Source organism: Mycobacterium sp. D16R24 (assembly GCF_002013385.1).
Lineage (GTDB): Bacteria > Actinomycetota > Actinomycetes > Mycobacteriales > Mycobacteriaceae > Mycobacterium.
Genome location: NZ_MAEV01000002.1, coordinates 24419 through 41944, shown reverse-complemented (window position 1 = coordinate 41944; position 17526 = coordinate 24419). Strand labels below are relative to the sequence as shown.

The 17526-nt window shown below is 63.3% G+C and carries 12 protein-coding genes; 3 read left to right on the top strand and 9 right to left on the bottom strand.

What is annotated here, in order from left to right:
- Positions 1 to 10: 10 nt before the first annotated feature.
- Positions 11 to 6292, bottom strand: coding sequence for a type I polyketide synthase (gene pks2 / locus B4383_RS01150; RefSeq protein ID WP_078287604.1), 6282 nt, complete (start codon positions 6290 to 6292; stop codon positions 11 to 13).
- 848 nt (positions 6293 to 7140) lie between these two features.
- On the opposite strand from pks2, the gene B4383_RS01145 reads away from it, so the two are divergent.
- The 3 genes from B4383_RS01145 to B4383_RS01135 are packed head-to-tail and all read left to right on the top strand — an operon-like array spanning position 7141 to position 11005.
- On the top strand, positions 7141 to 7572 hold the full coding sequence (locus tag B4383_RS01145) for an MmpS family transport accessory protein (RefSeq protein WP_078287603.1): 432 nt from the start codon (positions 7141 to 7143) through the stop codon (positions 7570 to 7572).
- A complete protein-coding gene (locus B4383_RS01140) occupies positions 7569 to 10397 on the top strand; it encodes an RND family transporter (protein ID WP_139360472.1) in 2829 nt (942 codons plus the stop codon). The genes B4383_RS01145 and B4383_RS01140 overlap by 4 nt, the downstream gene beginning before the upstream one ends.
- Positions 10394 to 11005 (top strand): TetR/AcrR family transcriptional regulator, encoded by a 612-nt coding sequence (locus tag B4383_RS01135; RefSeq protein ID WP_078287602.1) that lies wholly within the window; start codon positions 10394 to 10396, stop codon positions 11003 to 11005. Before B4383_RS01140 ends, B4383_RS01135 begins: the two co-directional genes overlap by 4 nt.
- A 5-nt stretch (positions 11006 to 11010) precedes the next feature.
- Here B4383_RS01135 and B4383_RS01130 read toward each other — a convergent pair whose 3' ends face one another.
- From B4383_RS01130 to B4383_RS01095, 8 genes are all read right to left on the bottom strand, one after another.
- A complete protein-coding gene (locus B4383_RS01130; protein ID WP_078287601.1) occupies positions 11011 to 13209 on the bottom strand; it encodes a cation-translocating P-type ATPase in 2199 nt (732 codons plus the stop codon).
- Positions 13210 to 13216: 7 nt separating this feature from the next.
- Positions 13217 to 13501, bottom strand: a complete 285-nt coding sequence (locus tag B4383_RS01125) for a DUF1490 family protein (RefSeq protein ID WP_078287836.1) — start codon at positions 13499 to 13501, stop codon at positions 13217 to 13219.
- A 269-nt stretch (positions 13502 to 13770) separates the two neighbouring features.
- Positions 13771 to 14064 carry a hypothetical protein gene (locus B4383_RS01120; RefSeq protein ID WP_078287600.1) on the bottom strand — a complete coding sequence of 98 codons (294 nt, stop codon included), beginning with the start codon at positions 14062 to 14064 and terminating at the stop codon, positions 13771 to 13773.
- Positions 14061 to 14360: a hypothetical protein gene (locus B4383_RS26560; protein ID WP_078287835.1), complete on the bottom strand. Its 300-nt coding sequence runs from the start codon at positions 14358 to 14360 to the stop codon at positions 14061 to 14063. Before B4383_RS26560 ends, B4383_RS01120 begins: the two co-directional genes overlap by 4 nt.
- A gap of 2 nt (positions 14361 to 14362) precedes the next feature.
- Positions 14363 to 15001, bottom strand: a complete 639-nt coding sequence (locus B4383_RS01110) for an MspA family porin (protein ID WP_078287834.1) — start codon at positions 14999 to 15001, stop codon at positions 14363 to 14365.
- Positions 15002 to 15237: 236 nt separating this feature from the next.
- Entirely contained in the window at positions 15238 to 15525 is a 288-nt protein-coding gene (locus B4383_RS27350; RefSeq protein ID WP_078287833.1) for a hypothetical protein, read from the bottom strand.
- A 200-nt stretch (positions 15526 to 15725) separates the two neighbouring features.
- On the bottom strand, positions 15726 to 16148 hold the full coding sequence (locus B4383_RS26875) for a hypothetical protein (protein ID WP_217697785.1): 423 nt from the start codon (positions 16146 to 16148) through the stop codon (positions 15726 to 15728).
- A 35-nt stretch (positions 16149 to 16183) separates the two neighbouring features.
- The gene (locus tag B4383_RS01095) at positions 16184 to 17515 is read right to left on the bottom strand and encodes a cobyrinate a,c-diamide synthase (protein ID WP_078287832.1); all 1332 of its coding nucleotides are present in this window, start codon (positions 17513 to 17515) and stop codon (positions 16184 to 16186) included.
- Positions 17516 to 17526 lie beyond the last annotated feature (11 nt).

Sequence of the window (17526 nt, the reverse complement as noted above, 5' to 3'; positions counted from 1 at the left end):
TTCAATCCCCTTATGACGATGCGACTTCGGATTCCTGCTCGGCCAACTTGTCGTACAGATGCGTCGCCAATGAACGCACTGTCGACACATCGGCCGGGCCGATACGGACGCCGGTGTCCGCCTGGATACGGGTACGAATTTCCAGATTGCCCAACGAGTCCAGGCCGTAATCCGGGAGGGACCGGTCCGGGTCGATGGAGCGACGCAGCACCAGGCCAACCTGCTCGGCGACCAGTTTCCGGAGCCGAGTCGGCCACTCCTCACGGGGCAGCGCGTTGAGTTCATCGAGGAACTTGTTTGTCTCCGTTTGACTTTGACTCGCATCCCGGAATGCCTGCGCAAACGGACTGCGCTCGACGAAGTCAGCCAGCCACGATATCCCGGCCATCGGCGCATAGGCGGTGTACGCCCGGTTGTGTCGAAGCACCGTGTCGAAGGCGTAGGCACCCTCGTCCGGGAGGATGGCCGCGTCCGCGTTCTGGGCCAGGTGGGTGCCCTGTCCGATTTCCGACCAGGCACCCCAGGCGATGACGGTTGCCGGCAGGCCCTGTGCACGTCGCCAGTGCGTGAAACCGTCGAGCCAGCTGTTGGCCGCGGCGTAGGCACCCTGTCCTGGGGAGCCCACCAGCGCCGCAATAGACGAGAAGGAGCAGAACCAGTCCAGAGGCTGATCGGCGGTGGCCTCGTGCAGGTTCCAGGCACCATGCACCTTGGGCCGCCAGTCACCACGGTCGATCAGCTCGTCGGTGATGTTGGCGAGCGTGGCATCGTGTACCAACGCCGCGGCATGCAGCACGCCGCGCACGGGCTTACCGGTCTCCGTGGCAGCAGCCACCAGATGCTGTGCCGTCTCCGGCTCCGCGATATCGCCGAGCACCACATCGATCTCGATGCCGCTGTGGCGGATCTGCTCGATAACCTCCAGCGCCTCGGGCTTCGGGGCGCTGCGACCGTTGAGGATGATCCGCCCGCACCCGGCCGCCGCCAGCTTCTTCGCCAGGAACAGGCCCAGCCCGCCGAGGCCACCGGTGATCACGTACGCACCCTCCCGGCGGAACGCCGGCGCATGCGACGCCGGGATCACCGCGTCGACCTCGCCCGCCTTCGGCAGGTCCAGAACGAGCTTTCCGGTATGTCCCGCAGCACCCATCACGCGGATCGACTCGGCGGCGTCCTGCAATGGAGATGACGAGATCTCCGGCAAGGGAAGCACTCCGTCCGCCATCTGCTGATACAGAGCGGTCAGTGTCCGGTAGATCGCGTCCGGCCGCGTCTTCGCCACGAGGACGAGATCGACGGCGTGGAACGACAGGTTGCGACGGAATGGGAACAGACCCAGCCGGGTGTCACCGTAGATATCGCGCTTGCCGATCTCGATGAAGCGGCCGCCGAAGCTCAGCAGTTCCACACCTGCCCGCTGCGCGGCACCGGTCAGCGAGTTGAGCACGATGTCGACCCCGTAACCGTCGGTATCGCGGCGGATCAGCTCAGCGAACTCCGTGCTGCGGGAATCGTAGACGTGCTCGATTCCCCAGCTACGCAACAGTTCCCGTCGTTCCGTGCTGCCCGCGGTGGCGTAGATCTCTGCCCCGGCGGCACGCGCGATGGCAATGGCCGCCTGCCCGACACCACCGGTGCCGGAATGGATCAGCACCTTGTCGCGTGCGGAGATCCTGGCCAGCTCGTGCAGCCCGTACCACGCGGTGACGTGCGCACCCGGGACAGCGGCCGCTTCCCTATCGGGTACCTCCGCCGGAAGGGTCGCGGCAAGATTCGCATCGACCACGACGAAGCTTCTCCAGGCGCCGGTGGTCGTCATACCGCCGACCCGGTCACCGACGAGATGCTGGGTGACTCCCTCCCCGACAGCAGTCACCACACCCGCGAAGTCGACGCCGAGCTCTTGCCGGCCTTCGAAACTCGAGTATCGGCCGTACACATTCAGCACGTCGGCGAAGTTGATGCTGGTGGCCGTGACCGATACCTCGATCTCTCCCGGCCCAGGCGCGACTCGGTCGAAGGCAACGAATCCGAGCGACTGCAGATCGCCGGGCGTACGAACCTCGAACCGCACGCCCTCGTTATTTGGTGTCGCAACGGTACTGCGCCAATCGTCGGGGCCGAGCGGACCCAGGTTCAGACGCGCCCGGTACCAGTGGTCGCCGCGCCACGCGGTCTCGTCCTCCTCCGAGCCGGAGACCAGCTCGCCCGCCACGTTCTGGGCTGCGGTCTGGCCGTCGACGTCGATGTGCGTGACGCGCAAGTGCGGATACTCGGCGCCGATGACACGCACCAGGCCCCGCAATCCGGCCTGCTCCAAGTTGGTCACATCGCCGGGCGCGACCGTCTGGGCGTTGCGAGTCAGCACATACAGCCGCGGCGGCTCGCCCGGCAGATCCACTAGTTCTCGGGTTATCCGCACCAGATGCCGAACCTGGTCCGCACCTTGCAAGGCGACTCGACCCGCACCGCCGTCGGCCCCCGGGGCCGTCACGACGAGCACCCCGTCGAATCCACCGAATTCCAGCTGGTCATACAGAAGCTTCAGCCCCGCAACACGATCGGTGTTCGGGCGCCACTGGATCAACGCCACCTCACTGTCGCGGAGTTTGAGTGAATCAATCAGCTCCGTCGCCCACGGGTCCACGGTCTCGCCCGTGCTGACCAGCAGCCACCGGCGCGGGGCGTTCGATACCGCCTCGGGTAACCGCTGCTGCTGCCACTCGATCGCCAGCAACCGGTTGTTGAGCAGCTGATCACGCTGCTCGTCAACGGAGGCTCCGGTACCAAAGCGGAAGCCCCGCACGGCAACCAGGACGGTGCCGTGCTCGTCCAGCAGATCGATATCGGCTTCCACCTCGTTAGCGCTCACCGTGGTCACCCTGGTGTAGCAGTACTGGGTGGAACGCGCGGATTCGTATACGTGCAGACTGCGCACACCCTTGGGCAGCGGTAGCGCATTCTTGCTGGCTTCCTGGACATCCGGGAGCGCGATCACCGATTGGAAGCAGGCGTCCAGAAGCGCGGGGTGAACGATGTAGCTGCCCTGTTGCGCCCGAACCGACCGGGGCAGCGAGACTTCCGCCAGCACCGACCTGACGGACTCGTCGCCGCGGTATGCCGCGGCCAGGCCCTGGAAGGCCGGTCCGTACTGGACTCCCCTCTCGTCGAACGACTCTCGCAGCTCGTCGCCCGCCGCGTGATGAGGGTGCTCCGCACGCAAGGCCGCCAGGTCGTATGCCACGGGAGCCTCGGACTCGCCGCCGCTGCTCAGGATCGCCGTGGCACGTTTGGCGGTATCGCCTTCGTCATGGGTTTCCACCACGAACTCGATCACGTCCGGGGACTTCACCGTGCCCGTCGCCGAGATCGGCGTCGCCTCACCCAACGTCAGCAGTTGCTCAAACGAAACGTCCTCTACTACAGCGCCTTCACCGAATACGGAGGCCGACGCCGAAAGCGCCATCTCGCAGTAGGCCGCACCTGGGTACACCGCAACATGACGGACCTGATGATCGGCGATCCACGGCTGTGCCTCCGTGCCTACATCGGCCTGCCAGATGTAGCGCTCCGGTTCCTCGGTCAGCCGCACATGTGCGCCGAGCAGAGGGTGAACGGCCACGGTGTGACCGGCCTGACCCGGCTGCGTCTGCGCGGACAGATCCAACAGATATGACTGACGGGTCCAACTGGGCAGCGGCACATCCACCAGTTGCCCGGATGGATACAGCACCGAGAAGTCCACCACACCACCCGCCGCGTACACGTCGCCCACAAAGTCGCGAAGCCCGTGCGGCAGCTCCTGCTCGCGGCGCATAGCAGCCAACGCGACCATCGGGATATCGACGCTGCGCGCGGTCTGTTCCGCCGGATACACCAGCAGCGGGTGCGGCGCCAGCTCACCGAAGACGCGATACCCGTCGTCCAGTGCCGCCTGCACCGCAGCTGCGAAGCGGACTGTATGGCGCAGATTGTCCACCCAGTAATCGGCGTCCATGATTGGCTTTTCGCGCGGGTCGAATGCGACCGAAGAGTACAGCGGGACAACGGGTGTCCGCGGTGTCAGATCTTCTAGGGCATCCGCCAGGTCGTCCAGAATCGGATCGACTTGCGGTGAATGCGATGCGACGTCGACGGCCACCTCGCGCGCCATCAAACCGCGATCCGACCATTCGGCGATCAACTGGCGAACCGTTTCCGTGGCTCCGCCGACAACGGTGGACTGCGGCGAAGCGACCACTGCCAGCACGACATCGTGGATCTCTCGGTCGGCCAGCTCGGTCACGACCTGCTGAGCCGGCAGGTCGACGGACGCCATGGCACCGGCACCGGAGATCCGCAGCATCAACTGGGAACGACGGCAGATGACCTTGACACCGTCTTCCAACGACAGCGCTTCGGACACCACAGCCGCGGCGACCTCGCCCATCGAATGCCCGATAACCGCGCCCGGGGTGACCCCGTAGGACACCATCGTGGCAGCCAGCGACACCTGCATGGCGAACAACGTCGGCTGGACACGATCGATACCCGTAACCGTCTCCGGCGCCGAGACCGCCTCGGTCACCGAGAACCCGGATTCCGCGGCGATCAGGGGTTCGAGGCGGGCGATCGTCGCGGCGAAAACCGGTTCCTTGCTGAGTAGTTCAGCACCCATGCCGGCCCATTGCGAGCCCTGCCCCGAGAAGAGCCAGACCGGACCGCGATCATCCTCCGCGACTGCCGCCTGATAAGGAGCCTCATCGTCGGCTACCTCGCGCAGCCCGGCCACCAGCTCATCGACGTCATTGGCCACCACGGTGGTGCGCACGGGTCGGTGCGCCCTTCGACGCGCCAACGTGTACCCCACATCCCCGATCGACACATCGGCGCCCTCGGCCACCCAATCGGCCAATCTGCCCGCAGTTCGACGCAACTCGTCGGCAGACGTCGACGATACCGGGAAGATGACCTGCGACCCCAGGGGTGATTCCTTCGCAGAGGCTTCGGGCGAGTCCACGGGCGGAGCCTGCTCCACCACCGCGTGCACATTGGAGCCCGACATTCCGTATGCCGATACCCCGGCCCGCCGCGGTCCCTCAATGTTCTCGGGCCATGGGACAACCGATTGCGGCACAAAAAGGTTCGTTGCGACACCAGCAAGCTTGTCGGGGATCCCGGTGAAATGCAGGTTCGGCGGAATCACGCCATGCTCCACCGCGAGAATGATCTTCATCAGTCCCAGCGCACCGGCCGCCGACATGGTGTGTCCGAAGTTGGTCTTCGCCGACCCCACCGCACAGGGCCCGTCGACTCCGTACACCTGCGCCAGGCCCGTGTACTCGATGGGATCACCCACAGGGGTGCCCGTACCGTGCGCTTCGACCATCCCGATGGTGTTGGCGTCCACACCCCCAGCCGCCAGTGCAGTGCGGCATGCGGCTGCCTGCGCCTCCGAGGACGGAGTCGACTGATTTACCGTGCGTCCATCTTGATTTGAGGCCGTGCCCCGCACGACCGCCAAAATCCGGTCCCCGTCGCGCACCGCATCGTCCAGCCGCTTCAGCAGAATCATGACGCAGCCCTCAGACATCACGAAACCGTCGGCCTCGTCTGTGAATGTGTGGCAGCGTCCAGTCGGAGAGAGCATGCGCTGCTGCGAGGCACCGACGTACCTGCGCGGTTCCAAGACCAGGTTCACGCCGCCGGCCAGCACGAGATCACTTTCGCCTGCCGCCAGGCTCTGGCACCCCATATGCACCGTCGCCAACCCCGCGGCGCACCCGGCATCGACCGTCAATGACGGTCCATGCACACCTAGGGCGTACGAGATACGCCCCGATGCCATGCAGAAGTTTGTACCGGCGAATCCGTAGGGACCGCCGAGATCCGCCGCATCCGCAGCCACCAACTGATAGTCGTTGTGGGTCACTCCCACGAACACCCCGGTCTGCGAGCCGGCAAGGGTTCGCGGATTAAGGCCCGCATGTTCCACTGCCTGCCAGGATGTTTCGAGCAACACACGGTGCTGAGGATCGATCGAGACGGCCTCACGCTCGTTGATGCTGAAGAAGTCCGCGTCGAAACCACCGACGTCTTCCAGGAAGGCTCCCCACTTGGAAGGCGACTTGCCAGGCACGCCGGACTCGGGGTCGTAATACTCGCTCAAGTCCCAGCGCGCGGGAGGCACCTCAGTAATGAAGTCCTCGCCGCGCAGCAGCGCCTGCCAAAACTGTTCGGGTGACTCGATCCCACCCGGGAGCCGGCACCCCATCCCGATAACTGCAACTGGGGTCACAGACGCTTTTTTCATCTCGCTACGTCCTCCTCGCACACGACAATCTGCCTGGTAGTAGAACCGAAGACAACTAGCAGTAGAACCCGACAGACCTAAAGATAAGGTGCGCGAAAGGAATTCGCGACTCGGGAGATCAGGATCACAGTGCCCCCCGTTGAGCCGTCTCGCGACATCGCACAATGGCCTCTTTCACATCCCTACCCCCGTCCCGCATTAACAGCCCATTGATAGCCGGGAAACAAGGAATTCACAATTACATCGACACTTGTAACTATTCGCTCTCCGAACGCAAAAGAGTCCATTTGGCCACCTGCGTAGCGTTTCAATGGTCAGGTATTTACCTATTTTCCAAGCTATTTCGCGCAGCGAAGACTCGGATGCACAGAGCATTCACAGCAATTTCCATGGTTTGCCATGAGCGTATATTAAGAGAATATTCAACCCGACGACCTCTATGAAATATTTATGCAATTTACTCACCGTGAGCCCAAATTTCCCACGCCTTGCGCCGATCAAGATCCAATCCGGCGCCGGATCAACATCTCTGCATACTTATTCATTAGTTTTGTGACTGGTGGGGCGACCAGGCGCGCCAGGACCCCGGCGACAATCACCTCGTGACGGGGTGCGGCGCCGCTCCCCTAGACGAGCCGCCGAGGCTGGGCAAATCAGGGCGCCCCACACGGCCCCATAGTTAGCTCGCTCGTGTCGCGCGCAGAGTCGAAGTGGGGTACCGTCCGGACCATCATGCGGAACTTCAGTTCCGTGTGGGGCAATGACGCCCATCTCGACCAGCTGCGGCAGTTCCAAGACGTAAGACCGTCAGTGCTGTGCCAATCATATTGAGCGCAAAGGGGTTTGGGATGCTTCGTGTGATAAGACGGATCTGGATGCCGCTGCTGATCGCCGCGATACTGGCAGTCGGCGGATTCGCGGTACTCCGGGTTCGCGGAATTTTCGGCTCGGACTCCTTCATCTCCTCTGCCGACAACAACGCGAAGGACGCCGTCCCGTACAACCCAAAGACACTCGTATACGAGGTATTCGGAGAACCTGGCGCCATGGCCGATGTGAACTATTTCAACGAGGATGCTCAGCCGACTCGCGTCGACGCCGTGCAGCTGCCATGGTCGTTCAAAATCGTCTCGATCTTGCCGTCATTGAGCGGAAACATCGTCGCCCAAGGTGACGGCAACCGCATCGGCTGCCGGATCATCGTCAACGGCGAGGTCAAGGTGGAGCGAGTTTCCAACGAGCACAACGCCTATATCTACTGCCTGGTGAAGTCCGCATGAGGCACGGCGGCGGCGATCGCGCTGCGCGGCCTCCACGGATCGCGCGGGCTATCCGGGTCTTGTCCATCCCGATCATCCTGTTCTGGCTGGGCGTCGCCATCATCCTCAATGTCGTCACGCCCTCCCTTGATGAAGTGGGCAAGGCACATTCGGTATCCATGTCCCCCAAGGACGCTCCCTCGATGATCGCGATGATGCACACGGGCAAGGTGTTCGGCGAGTTCGACTCGGACAGCTCCGTCATGATCGTGCTCGAGGGCAAGCAGGACCTGGCAGACGAGGCGCACCGGTTCTACGACGAGATCATCAAGAAGCTGAAGGCCGATCCGACCCACGTGCAGCACATCTCCGACTACTGGGGAGACCCGCTCACCGCCTCCGGCGCCCAGAGTGCCGATGGGAAAGCCGCCTACGTGCAGGTGAACCTGGCCGGAGACCAGGGCACCACCTTGGCGAACGAATCCGTCGATGCAGTCCGCAAGATCATCGCCGAGACACCCGGCCCCGATGGTGTGCAGGCGTATGTCACCGGCGGAACGGCAGCGAGCGCCGACACCGGAACGGCCGGCAACAAGAGCATGCAGAAGACCACGCTTATCGCGGTGGGCGTCGTCGTCGTGATGCTGCTCTTCGTATACCGCTCGGTGATCACCATGTTTCTGGCCCTGGTGGTCGTCGGGGTGGAACTGATGGCGGGCCAGGGAGTGGTCGCGACATTGGGCAATCTCAATGTGATCGGGCTGTCGACCTACGCCGTCAGCATGGTCACGATGCTGGGCATCGCCGCAGGCACCGACTACGTGATCTTCCTGCTGGGCCGATATCACGAAGCGCGCCAGTCCGGAGAAGATCGGGAGGAGGCCTTCTATACCGCGTATTCCGGCGTGTCACACGTGATCTTGGGATCGGGGTTGACAATCGTCGGTGCGACACTATGCCTGAGCTTGACACGCCTGCCACTCTTCCGGTCCATGGGTGTGCCCTGTGCGCTGGTCATTTTCGTGATTGTCGCGGCGGCACTCACCCTGGCTCCCGCGGTGCTGGCGATCGGTAGCCGCTTCGGACTGTTCGAGCCCAAACGCAAGCATGACGAGCGCAGCTGGCGGCGTATCGGTGCCGCGGTGGTGCGCTGGCCGGGGCCGATTCTCATTGTGACCATTGGGATTGCACTCATCGGGTTGCTCACCCTGCCGGGATATACCCCGGGTTATGACGACCGTCAGTACATGCCGGACAACGTGCCCTCGAAAGTCGGTTACGCCGCTGCGGAACGGCACTTCTCCCCGGCCAGGATGAACCCCGAAATGCTCATGATCGAAGCGGATCACGACATGCGTAACCCCGCAGACATGTTGGTCATCGACAGAATCGCCAAGACGGCGTTCCATGCTCGTGGCGTGGGACGAGTGCAGGCGATCACCCGGCCGCTCGGTACACCGATCGAACACAGCTCGATACCGTTCCAGATCGGCCTGCAAGGTGCCGGCCAGATCCAGAACATGAAGTACATGAAAGACCGCATGGCCGACATGCTGACCATGGCCGATCAAATGGGAACCTTGATCGGCACCATGGAGCGTGTGTACGACATGATGCGCGAGCTCACCGACATCATGCACGACATGACCGGCCAGATGAAGGTCATGCAAGGCAAGATGCACGACATGCGAGACCTGATGGCCACTTTCGACGATTTTTTCAGGCCGATTCGCAACTACTTCTACTGGGAAAAGCACTGCGCCGATATCCCGATCTGCTGGGCGAGCCGCACGGTCTTCGATGCTCTCGACGGCGTTGACGCGATGGTCGAGGACATGGACGGCATGCTCGTGAACATGGACAAGGTCGATGTCCTGATGCCGCGCATGCTCGCCGAGTTTCCGCCCATGATCGCGATCATGAAGTCCATGCACGGCACGCTGCTGACCATGCACAGCACCATGTCCGGGATCATGAATCAGATGGATGAGAGCACCAAGAACTCCACCCTGATCGGCAAGTACTTCGACCAAGCCAAGAACGACGACTCGTTCTATCTGCCGCCCGAGGTGTTCGAGAACGCCGACTTCAAACGCGGATTGAAGATGTTCCTATCCCCCGACGGGAAGGCCGTCCGGATGACCGTCTCACATCAGGGGAACCCGGCCTCCGTTGAGGGAATCGCGACCGTCGGCAATATCAAAGAGGCAGTGGCGGATTCGATCAAGGGCACCCCATTGGAGAACGCCAAGGTCTACTTGGGAGGAACTGCCGCCGCGAACAAGGACCTGCAGGAAGGAGCGAAATACGACCTCATCCTGGCGGGCATCGCGTCACTGTGCCTGATCTTCATCATCATGCTGCTGGTCACCGGCAGCGTAGTCGCGGCTCTCGTCATTGTCGGCACGGTGGCGGTGTCACTCGGTGCATCCATCGGGGTGTCGGTGCTGATTTGGCAGGATCTGTTGGGCATGGACTTGCATTGGTTCGTGGTGCCGTTGTCGGTCATCATCCTGTTGGCCGTGGGCTCGGACTACAACCTGCTGCTGATCGCACGTTTCAAGGAAGAACTGCATGGTGGGCTCAAGACCGGATTTATCCGGGCCATGGGCGGCAGCGGCAAGGTGGTGACCAACGCGGGCCTTGTGTTCGCATTCACCATGTGCGCCATGGTGGTCAGTGATCTGCGCATCGTGGGGCAGCTCGGGACGACGATCGGCCTCGGGCTGCTCTTTGACACACTGATCGTGAGATCCTTCATGACCCCGGCCATCGCCGCATTGCTGGGCCGCTGGTTCTGGTGGCCACTGAACCTCCGCCACTACACCACTGCGCGGACCTCATGACGAAAAATGCTGCCATTCAACGGCAGAGAACACCCGGACGGCTGAACAGGTCGTTGGACCTCGCGATCCTGGAGGCGGCCTTCATCGTGCTCGCCGAACAGGGCTACGACGCGATGAGCATGGATGTGATCGCCGCTCGTGCCGGGGTGGGCAAGGCAGCCATCTACCGGCGCTGGTCTTCGAAGGCCGCACTCACCGCGGATGCCATCCTGCACGGGCGCCCCTCATTGGGGAAACTCGACGACGTTCCGGATACCGGGAGTTTGCGTGGTGACTTGCACGCTCTTTACGAGGCAAGGGATTTCGGCGATAACGACATCCTCACCGGCAACCTGCTGGCGGGAATCATCGCCGAGGCCGTCAACGACTCCACACTGGCGGCAGCATTGGATGACCTGCTGCTGTCACAAACCCAGAAGCGGATGGAGATCGTCTTCGCCCGCGCCGCCGAGCGCGGCGAGATAGCCCGCGACCGCGACCTCTCGCTGGTCTACGACATACCGTTGGGCCTAAGCCTCACCGCCGCCCTCAAAAGAACGGTTATCGACGAGACGTACATGCGCCGCATGGTCGACGACGTGATTCTTCCGTTGGTTCAGAGACCGTAAGTCCGTCAGGGCACTACGGGAGCTGAATCCACCGACTGCTGCCGGTGTTGCGTCGACGAGAGTGAAGGTCGTCCGTCGAGTTCGTGGCCGATAAGGCGCGAGCTGTTGGTGACGACCGCGACCGACGACGCGTTGTGCAGTATGGCCGCGAGAACCGGTGAGAGCGCACCTCCGGCGCCCACCACCAGCCCGATCGCGTTGACGGCGATCGACATTGCGTAGTTCTGTCGGATAACGGTCACGGCCCGGCCACCCAGACCGCGCACATCGAGCAGCTTACGCAGGTCATCACTGGACAGCGCCACGTCAGCGGTTTCCACCGCGACATCGGTTCCGTTGAGTCCCATGGCAATTCCAATGTCTGCCGCCGCCAGTGCGGGCGCGTCATTGACGCCATCGCCGACCATCGCGACAACATGCCCGTCGCTGCGCAGTTGGCTCACGGTCTGGAGCTTGTCCTCGGGCAGCACCTCAGCCTGCCACTCGTCGATTCCCAGTTCCTCTGCCACAGCACGCGCTGTCTCCGTGTGATCGCCGGTCAGCATGACCACCCGCTTGACACCCGATGACCGCAGTGCGGCCAGCACCTCGGCGGCCTCCGGGCGGATCTCGTCGCGCAGACTGATGAGCCCGACGAGTACGCCGTCCACTGCCAGCAGAAGCGGAGTCTCTGCGCGGCGCCGCAGCTTGGCCACCCACTCGTCGGCCTCCGGGGTCACCCGGACGCTCTCCTTGCTCAGCAGTGCAGGGCTGCCCAACAGGAGGGTGCGCCCGTCCGCACGAGTCCGCATCCCGAGGCCGACCAGCACCTCACACTCCTCGTGCGGGGGGATGGCGATGTGGCGTTCCTCGGTCGAGCGGATGACCGCCTCCCCCAGGGGATGCCGGGCGTGGATCTCGGAGCTCGCCGCGTACGCGAGCACTTGCTCCGGTTCCCAACCCTCTTTGAAGGCGACGATATTCGTTACCACTGGCCGTCCGATGGTCAACGTTCCGGTCTTGTCGAACACGAACGCGTCCACTCGGCCGGCCAGTTCCAGATGCGAACCGCCCTTGACCAGGATTCCTCTGCGGGCCCCGTTGCCGATGGCCGCGCTGATGGCGGTGGGGGTAGACAAGCCCACCGCACATGGGCAGGCCACCAAAAGCATCGTCATCGCGCGCCGCACATCCCGCGTCACCACGAGGGTGCCGAGTGACAGTAGGAACGAGGCCGGAACGAATCGTCGTGAGAAGTTCTCGCCGACAGTCTGAATCGGGGCGCGGTCACGCTGCGCCTGCTCCACCCGGGTGATGATCCGGCCGATGATCGTCTGCCCGCCGACGGCCGCGGCACGCACGACGATGCGGCCGCGCATGACGACCGAACCCGCATGTACCTGTCCCCCGGCCACGACGCTGACCGGCAGGGTTTCGCCCGTGATGGCCGACTGGTCGACGATGGCGTCACCGTCCACTATCTGGCCATCAACGGGAATGGCCACCTGCTCGTGCACGACCACCTCGTCACCGATCACCAGTGATGTCGTGGCGACCTGAACCTCGGTGCCATCACGCAGACGGACCCATGAGGTGTCCTGGCTGCCCGACAGCAGATCTGCAATGGCGCGTCGGGTGCGCCGGAGCGTGAGGTCCTGCAGGTACTCGCCGATGTTGAGCAGCCACAGTACGGTCAGTGCAACCACATTCTCGCGCAGCACCAGGCTGGCCACGGTAGCCGCCGACACCAACAGATCCGTACCTGCCGATCTGCCACTGCGCAGTGCGGCAAGTGCACCCCGCAGGAACGGATAGCCGCTGAAAATCGTTACTGCCGTTGCCAATACCCGACCTGTGGGCCCCAGCAGCGGCGGCCGCCGCAGCGGATACCGGCGCACTCCGAGCACCACCAGAGCCGCACCGCCCACCGCCATGCGCAGCACGTCGCCGTTGCGCACATCGGATGAATGCGGCTCTCGAGTCAACGATTCCGGTAACGGGGCATCGAGGGCGCCGGCCAGTGCGGCGAGGATGTCCTCGGCCGAACCACTTGCCTTCGAGTACCACACCACCACCGCGGCTGTGCGCGGGTATGCGTGTACGGCACGGACTCCCTGCACATGCTGCAGCGTGTCCTCGATCAGCACGGCCCGCCGGACATCGCCGCTGAACTCGCTCGCGACAGCACGTAAACGTCCGGCCGCATCAGATACGACAGTGACCATGTGCGGCTCAGTGCTCGTGGTCGTGACCGGCTTCTCCCACCACGGGCGGCGGAGCCTCTTCGCCAATGCGCTCGCGCGCCTCCGCCACGACATCTCCGATCGCCAACCGTGCGCGCTCGGCACCCTCCTCGGCCTTACGCACACCTCGCAAACCCCAGGCGGTGACGACGACACTGGCGTCGCGGACGGGAACCTTGGCCGCGGCCTTGCGCACGACTTCGTAGGCGGCGACTCCCACCGCACCGGTTGCCACCGTTGATGCGGCCTTCACTAACAGTCCGTGCCATACCATCAGCCAATCACCTTTCCGCTCAATGTATTTGAGTCGCGCTCCATCGCGCACCGCGGCTCTTTAACAAAAGCTACTCTCGATCACGGCTCGAGGTGGCCGGTTGAGTCATAATGATAACGGTTGTCATTATCGCCCAGTATGGCAGACGCTCGACCAATTGGCGCGCCGACGTAGCCACAACACGCTTGCTCACCGCGCTCGACATGCGCAACCCCGCTACTCACCGGCTTCAGCAATGCAATTCGCAGTTAGTGCGGTCCGTCATCGTGTCACGGGATCGCAGCTGAGCCACCCAGCTTCCCGTCTCCGAACCCAGCGCTTGCCTTGACACCGCCGGGTGCTCCGGCCCCGTCCACCCCACCGGATATCTGCGGCCCACGCGATCCGGACATCGAAGCCGGCAGCCGGGTCCCACGCGACATGTTCAACGCAGGCAACTGCCCGGGAGCGTCAACCGGGCCGTAGGGAGCAGGATGGGGCGACGGTAGCTCCGCCGATGCAGGTACGGTGAGCACCACGGCAAGTCCGATGGATATTATTGCGACACATAATGATCGAATCATGGAGCCGTTCCTTCCCTTGTCCCGCGTGGGTCCTCCAACTGCCCGGACGTCATTCCGGCACCGATTCGAGAGGTAAATCCCGCGCCGAGCCCAGCCGTTATTTGGGTACCGCGCCGCGGCGGAGGCAATAGCCCAAAGGATGGTTGCGATGGCAGGGCTGCTTGATTATTAGGAGCTCCCCCAGGCACTGCCACCGGCACTGCGGGCATCGGTTTTATCGGCAGCGGGTCTGCGGCGGCCACCGGCGCCCCGCACAAAGAACCTATCAAGACCGTTGCGGCACAGAAGAATTTCATCATCAGATCTTGATCGGGTCGCCATAGATGGCGAATTCAGTGTGGCCGGTCTCGGTGGACACACGCAGCGAGGCAAAGGACCGGACGGTGACGTCCCCTCCGCAGGCGTCCGCCTTCACATGGACGTTGTCCAGATCGAGCGCCCCCGTATTGCCCCGCGACAGAACCATATTTCCCAGCGGCAGGTTCACAATGACACCCGGTTGCACCACGGTTTGCACAAATCCGCTCACTCCGGCGCTGCCTCCAACTCCCACCGTTTGCAGGGGAAGCACGCCGACGTTCACTGACGGCGCGATACCGGCGGATCCGCCGATCTGCAATCCCGATGACACATCGGACTGGCAGCCGAGCTGGTAGCCGATGAGGAAGAGGCTATCGGTGATGGGATTGCTGCCACCGGTCGCGGTTGCCGTACCCGAGAGCGTAATGAACGCCTCACGTGAGTTCGTAGCCGCCGCCAGGTTGGGCACGGAGTTCACACGCTCGTTTTCCAGCCGGATCTCCAGATGCCATCCGTCCCGAGTAGTCCTCGAATATTGCTGCGGGGTCATATCTTTTGGCTCTGCGATGGCCGTGGCCGCATCTGTGAGCCCACACGCAGCCATGAAGAAGCCTGTACTTATAAGGCGGGCAATCACGAAATCCGCCATTCCATGCGTAGGTGGGATACCACGGGGAGAGGAGAACGAGACGCCAGCACATCGTGGCGCACGTTCACAAACAGCGAAGGTTTACAGACAGAGGCAGAAGTCGCCACAAGAACCGGTCCAATCAACAAATACGGAGCCGCCCAGGCACCCCGATAACGGGCATTGCGCGGCTGGTGAAGGTTTGATACACGCAAGACGGCAGCAATTGCCGACTCAGCGGTCCCTCAGCGCCGATTGATCCCTAAGAACAGAAGTCGTTGCCACCCAGCATTATCCGGGGCATGAGAAAGTAGAACGCTACGCCGTGACATCAACAGAACCAGCAGTGCCGCGCCACCAAGCGCAAAGACCGAGACGGTGAGAGGCAGCCAAACCGGCTGCACCACCGGCCCGAGGCGAGCACGGGTGACAGCCATGCCGTGCTGCACCGGTTCCCAATGATGAACCTCGGCAGTGTCATACAACGATACCGAGGTCGCCGCGTTTGCTAAATGCGAACTCTCGCCGGGCAACAAGCAGGCGCCCCCGACCAACAAGCATAGAATTGCCAGCACGACCGCGGAGCACAGCCGGTACTTGGGCACCCCGCGACCTGACATGTCAACGATGGTACCAGGCAAATTTTCGCAGACCCGGGCTCAAGACTCTTCGATCTCGAAATACGCTCTGCCACAGTTGCTTTAACTGTCACTACCAGACCGAGGCGTATGCATCAGCGGTGTAGAGGCGCAATCCGACGATTGTGTTCTTCGGCAGCCGTGTACGCCCAGATCATGCCGCCGATCCAAGTGAAGAACCACAGGATCCACGCGAGACCCGCGGAGAGGAAGCCGAGTATGAAGATCATGAAGTTGATCCCCAGCATGATCAGCCCACCGCTGACCGTCGAATAGAGCATCCCGAGTGGCCCGAAGAGGAACGAGAGCAGGATCGCGACACCCGAGCTCTTCCGCGGGATCGCTGGGCCGTACATCGCGATGTTGACGGCGGGCGGCGGGTAGCGATATCCGGCTGCGCCATACGGTGGTTGATATTGCGCCGGGATAGGCGCGTACTGCGGAGGTGGCGGGTAAGGCAACCCCTGATAGGGCGGATAGCCCGGATGCGGAATCTCTGGATTCTGTGGATCTGTCACAATGCCCCCTCGGCTCAGAGTCGCAGTCTATGTCCCTACGTTGTCGCCCGTGACACAAACCGGGCCACCGCGTGAGGGTGCGCCGCCGGATGCGTGTGCAGATACGAGGCGTGGATGCGCCCCTCCCGTGCCACCACGCCCTCACGACGGACACCGTCGGAGGTGCCCCAGGCCCAGGCGCGATACCCAGTGTCATCGCGATAGTCGACCGTGGTGCGATGAAACTCGTGCCCGCTCAACCGTTCCCCCTCGTCGAACAACGCAGAGCCGGTGATCGCCACGGCGTCCCGGTACCCGAGGGTGAGCGAATCGGTGAAGCGGGCGTGCGCGTCGATCACTCCACACATCGGCGCGCCGTCGAGGTCGTGACACAGGTACGTGAGCCCCGCGCATTCGGCATGAATCGGTCCCGACATGTCACGAACCTGTTGGCGTAGTGGTTCATTGGACGATAGGTCCTCGGCGAACTGTTCCGGAAATCCGCCGGGCAGCACCAAGGCGGCGGTCTCGCCGGGCAGCGTGTCCCGGCGCGGGTCGAATTCAGCCACCACTGCCCCTGCCGCGGCCAACAACTCGCGATGTTCGGCGTAGCCGAAGGTAAACGCCGAACCAGCAGCCAGGGCCACTACGGGCTCCCCGACCACCCGGGTGCCGATGGCCTCCGCCGGATCCCATGCAGAGGCCGTCACCTCACTGCGGGCAGCGGCGACAATCGCGGGTATGTCCACATGCGCCCCGACCAGCCGCGTCATCGCCTCGATCGCATCGAGCGCCGCCTGGCCATGCTCGATAGCCGTTATCAAACCCAAATGTCTTGATGGGACCGATATCTCGTCTGTACGAGGCAACGCCCCGAGCACGGACAGTCCGGCGCGGTCGGCTGCTGCCGTGAGGATCACCCGGTGCCGCGCCGACCCAACCCGGTTCAGAATCACTCCAGCGATCCTGATCCCCGCCTCGGCGGCGTGCACCACAAATCCATGTAAGAGCGCAGCCATGCTCTGGCTGTACCCCTTCGCGTCGACCACCAACACCACCGGCGCCCCGAGTAGAGCCGCGATCTGGGCCGTAGAACCCTTCGCATCGCCGATCCGGCCGTCGAAAAGACCCATCACCCCTTCGACGACGGCGATATCCGCGTCCCGACAGCCGTGGCCGAACAGCGGCCCAATGAGATCGTTGCCCACGAGCACACTGTCGAGGTTGCGGCCCGGCTTACCGGTCGCCAGACTGTGATATCCGGGATCGATGTAGTCCGGCCCCACCTTGAACGGCGCCACCCGATGCCCCGCACGTCGCAGCGCGCCCATCAAACCCGTCGCCACCGTGGTCTTCCCACTGCCCGATGCGGGCGCGGCGATCACGATCGCGGGAACGT

Coding starts and splice junctions, on each gene's coding strand:
- pks2 (WP_078287604.1), bottom strand. CDS start 6,292: ATGAAAAAAGCGTCTGTGACCCCAGTTGCAGTTATCGGGATGGGGTGC.
- B4383_RS01145 (WP_078287603.1), top strand. CDS start 7,141: ATGCTTCGTGTGATAAGACGGATCTGGATGCCGCTGCTGATCGCCGCG.
- B4383_RS01140 (WP_139360472.1), top strand. CDS start 7,569: ATGAGGCACGGCGGCGGCGATCGCGCTGCGCGGCCTCCACGGATCGCG.
- B4383_RS01135 (WP_078287602.1), top strand. CDS start 10,394: ATGACGAAAAATGCTGCCATTCAACGGCAGAGAACACCCGGACGGCTG.
- B4383_RS01130 (WP_078287601.1), bottom strand. CDS start 13,209: ATGGTCACTGTCGTATCTGATGCGGCCGGACGTTTACGTGCTGTCGCG.
- B4383_RS01125 (WP_078287836.1), bottom strand. CDS start 13,501: ATGGTATGGCACGGACTGTTAGTGAAGGCCGCATCAACGGTGGCAACC.
- B4383_RS01120 (WP_078287600.1), bottom strand. CDS start 14,064: ATGATTCGATCATTATGTGTCGCAATAATATCCATCGGACTTGCCGTG.
- B4383_RS26560 (WP_078287835.1), bottom strand. CDS start 14,360: ATGAAATTCTTCTGTGCCGCAACGGTCTTGATAGGTTCTTTGTGCGGG.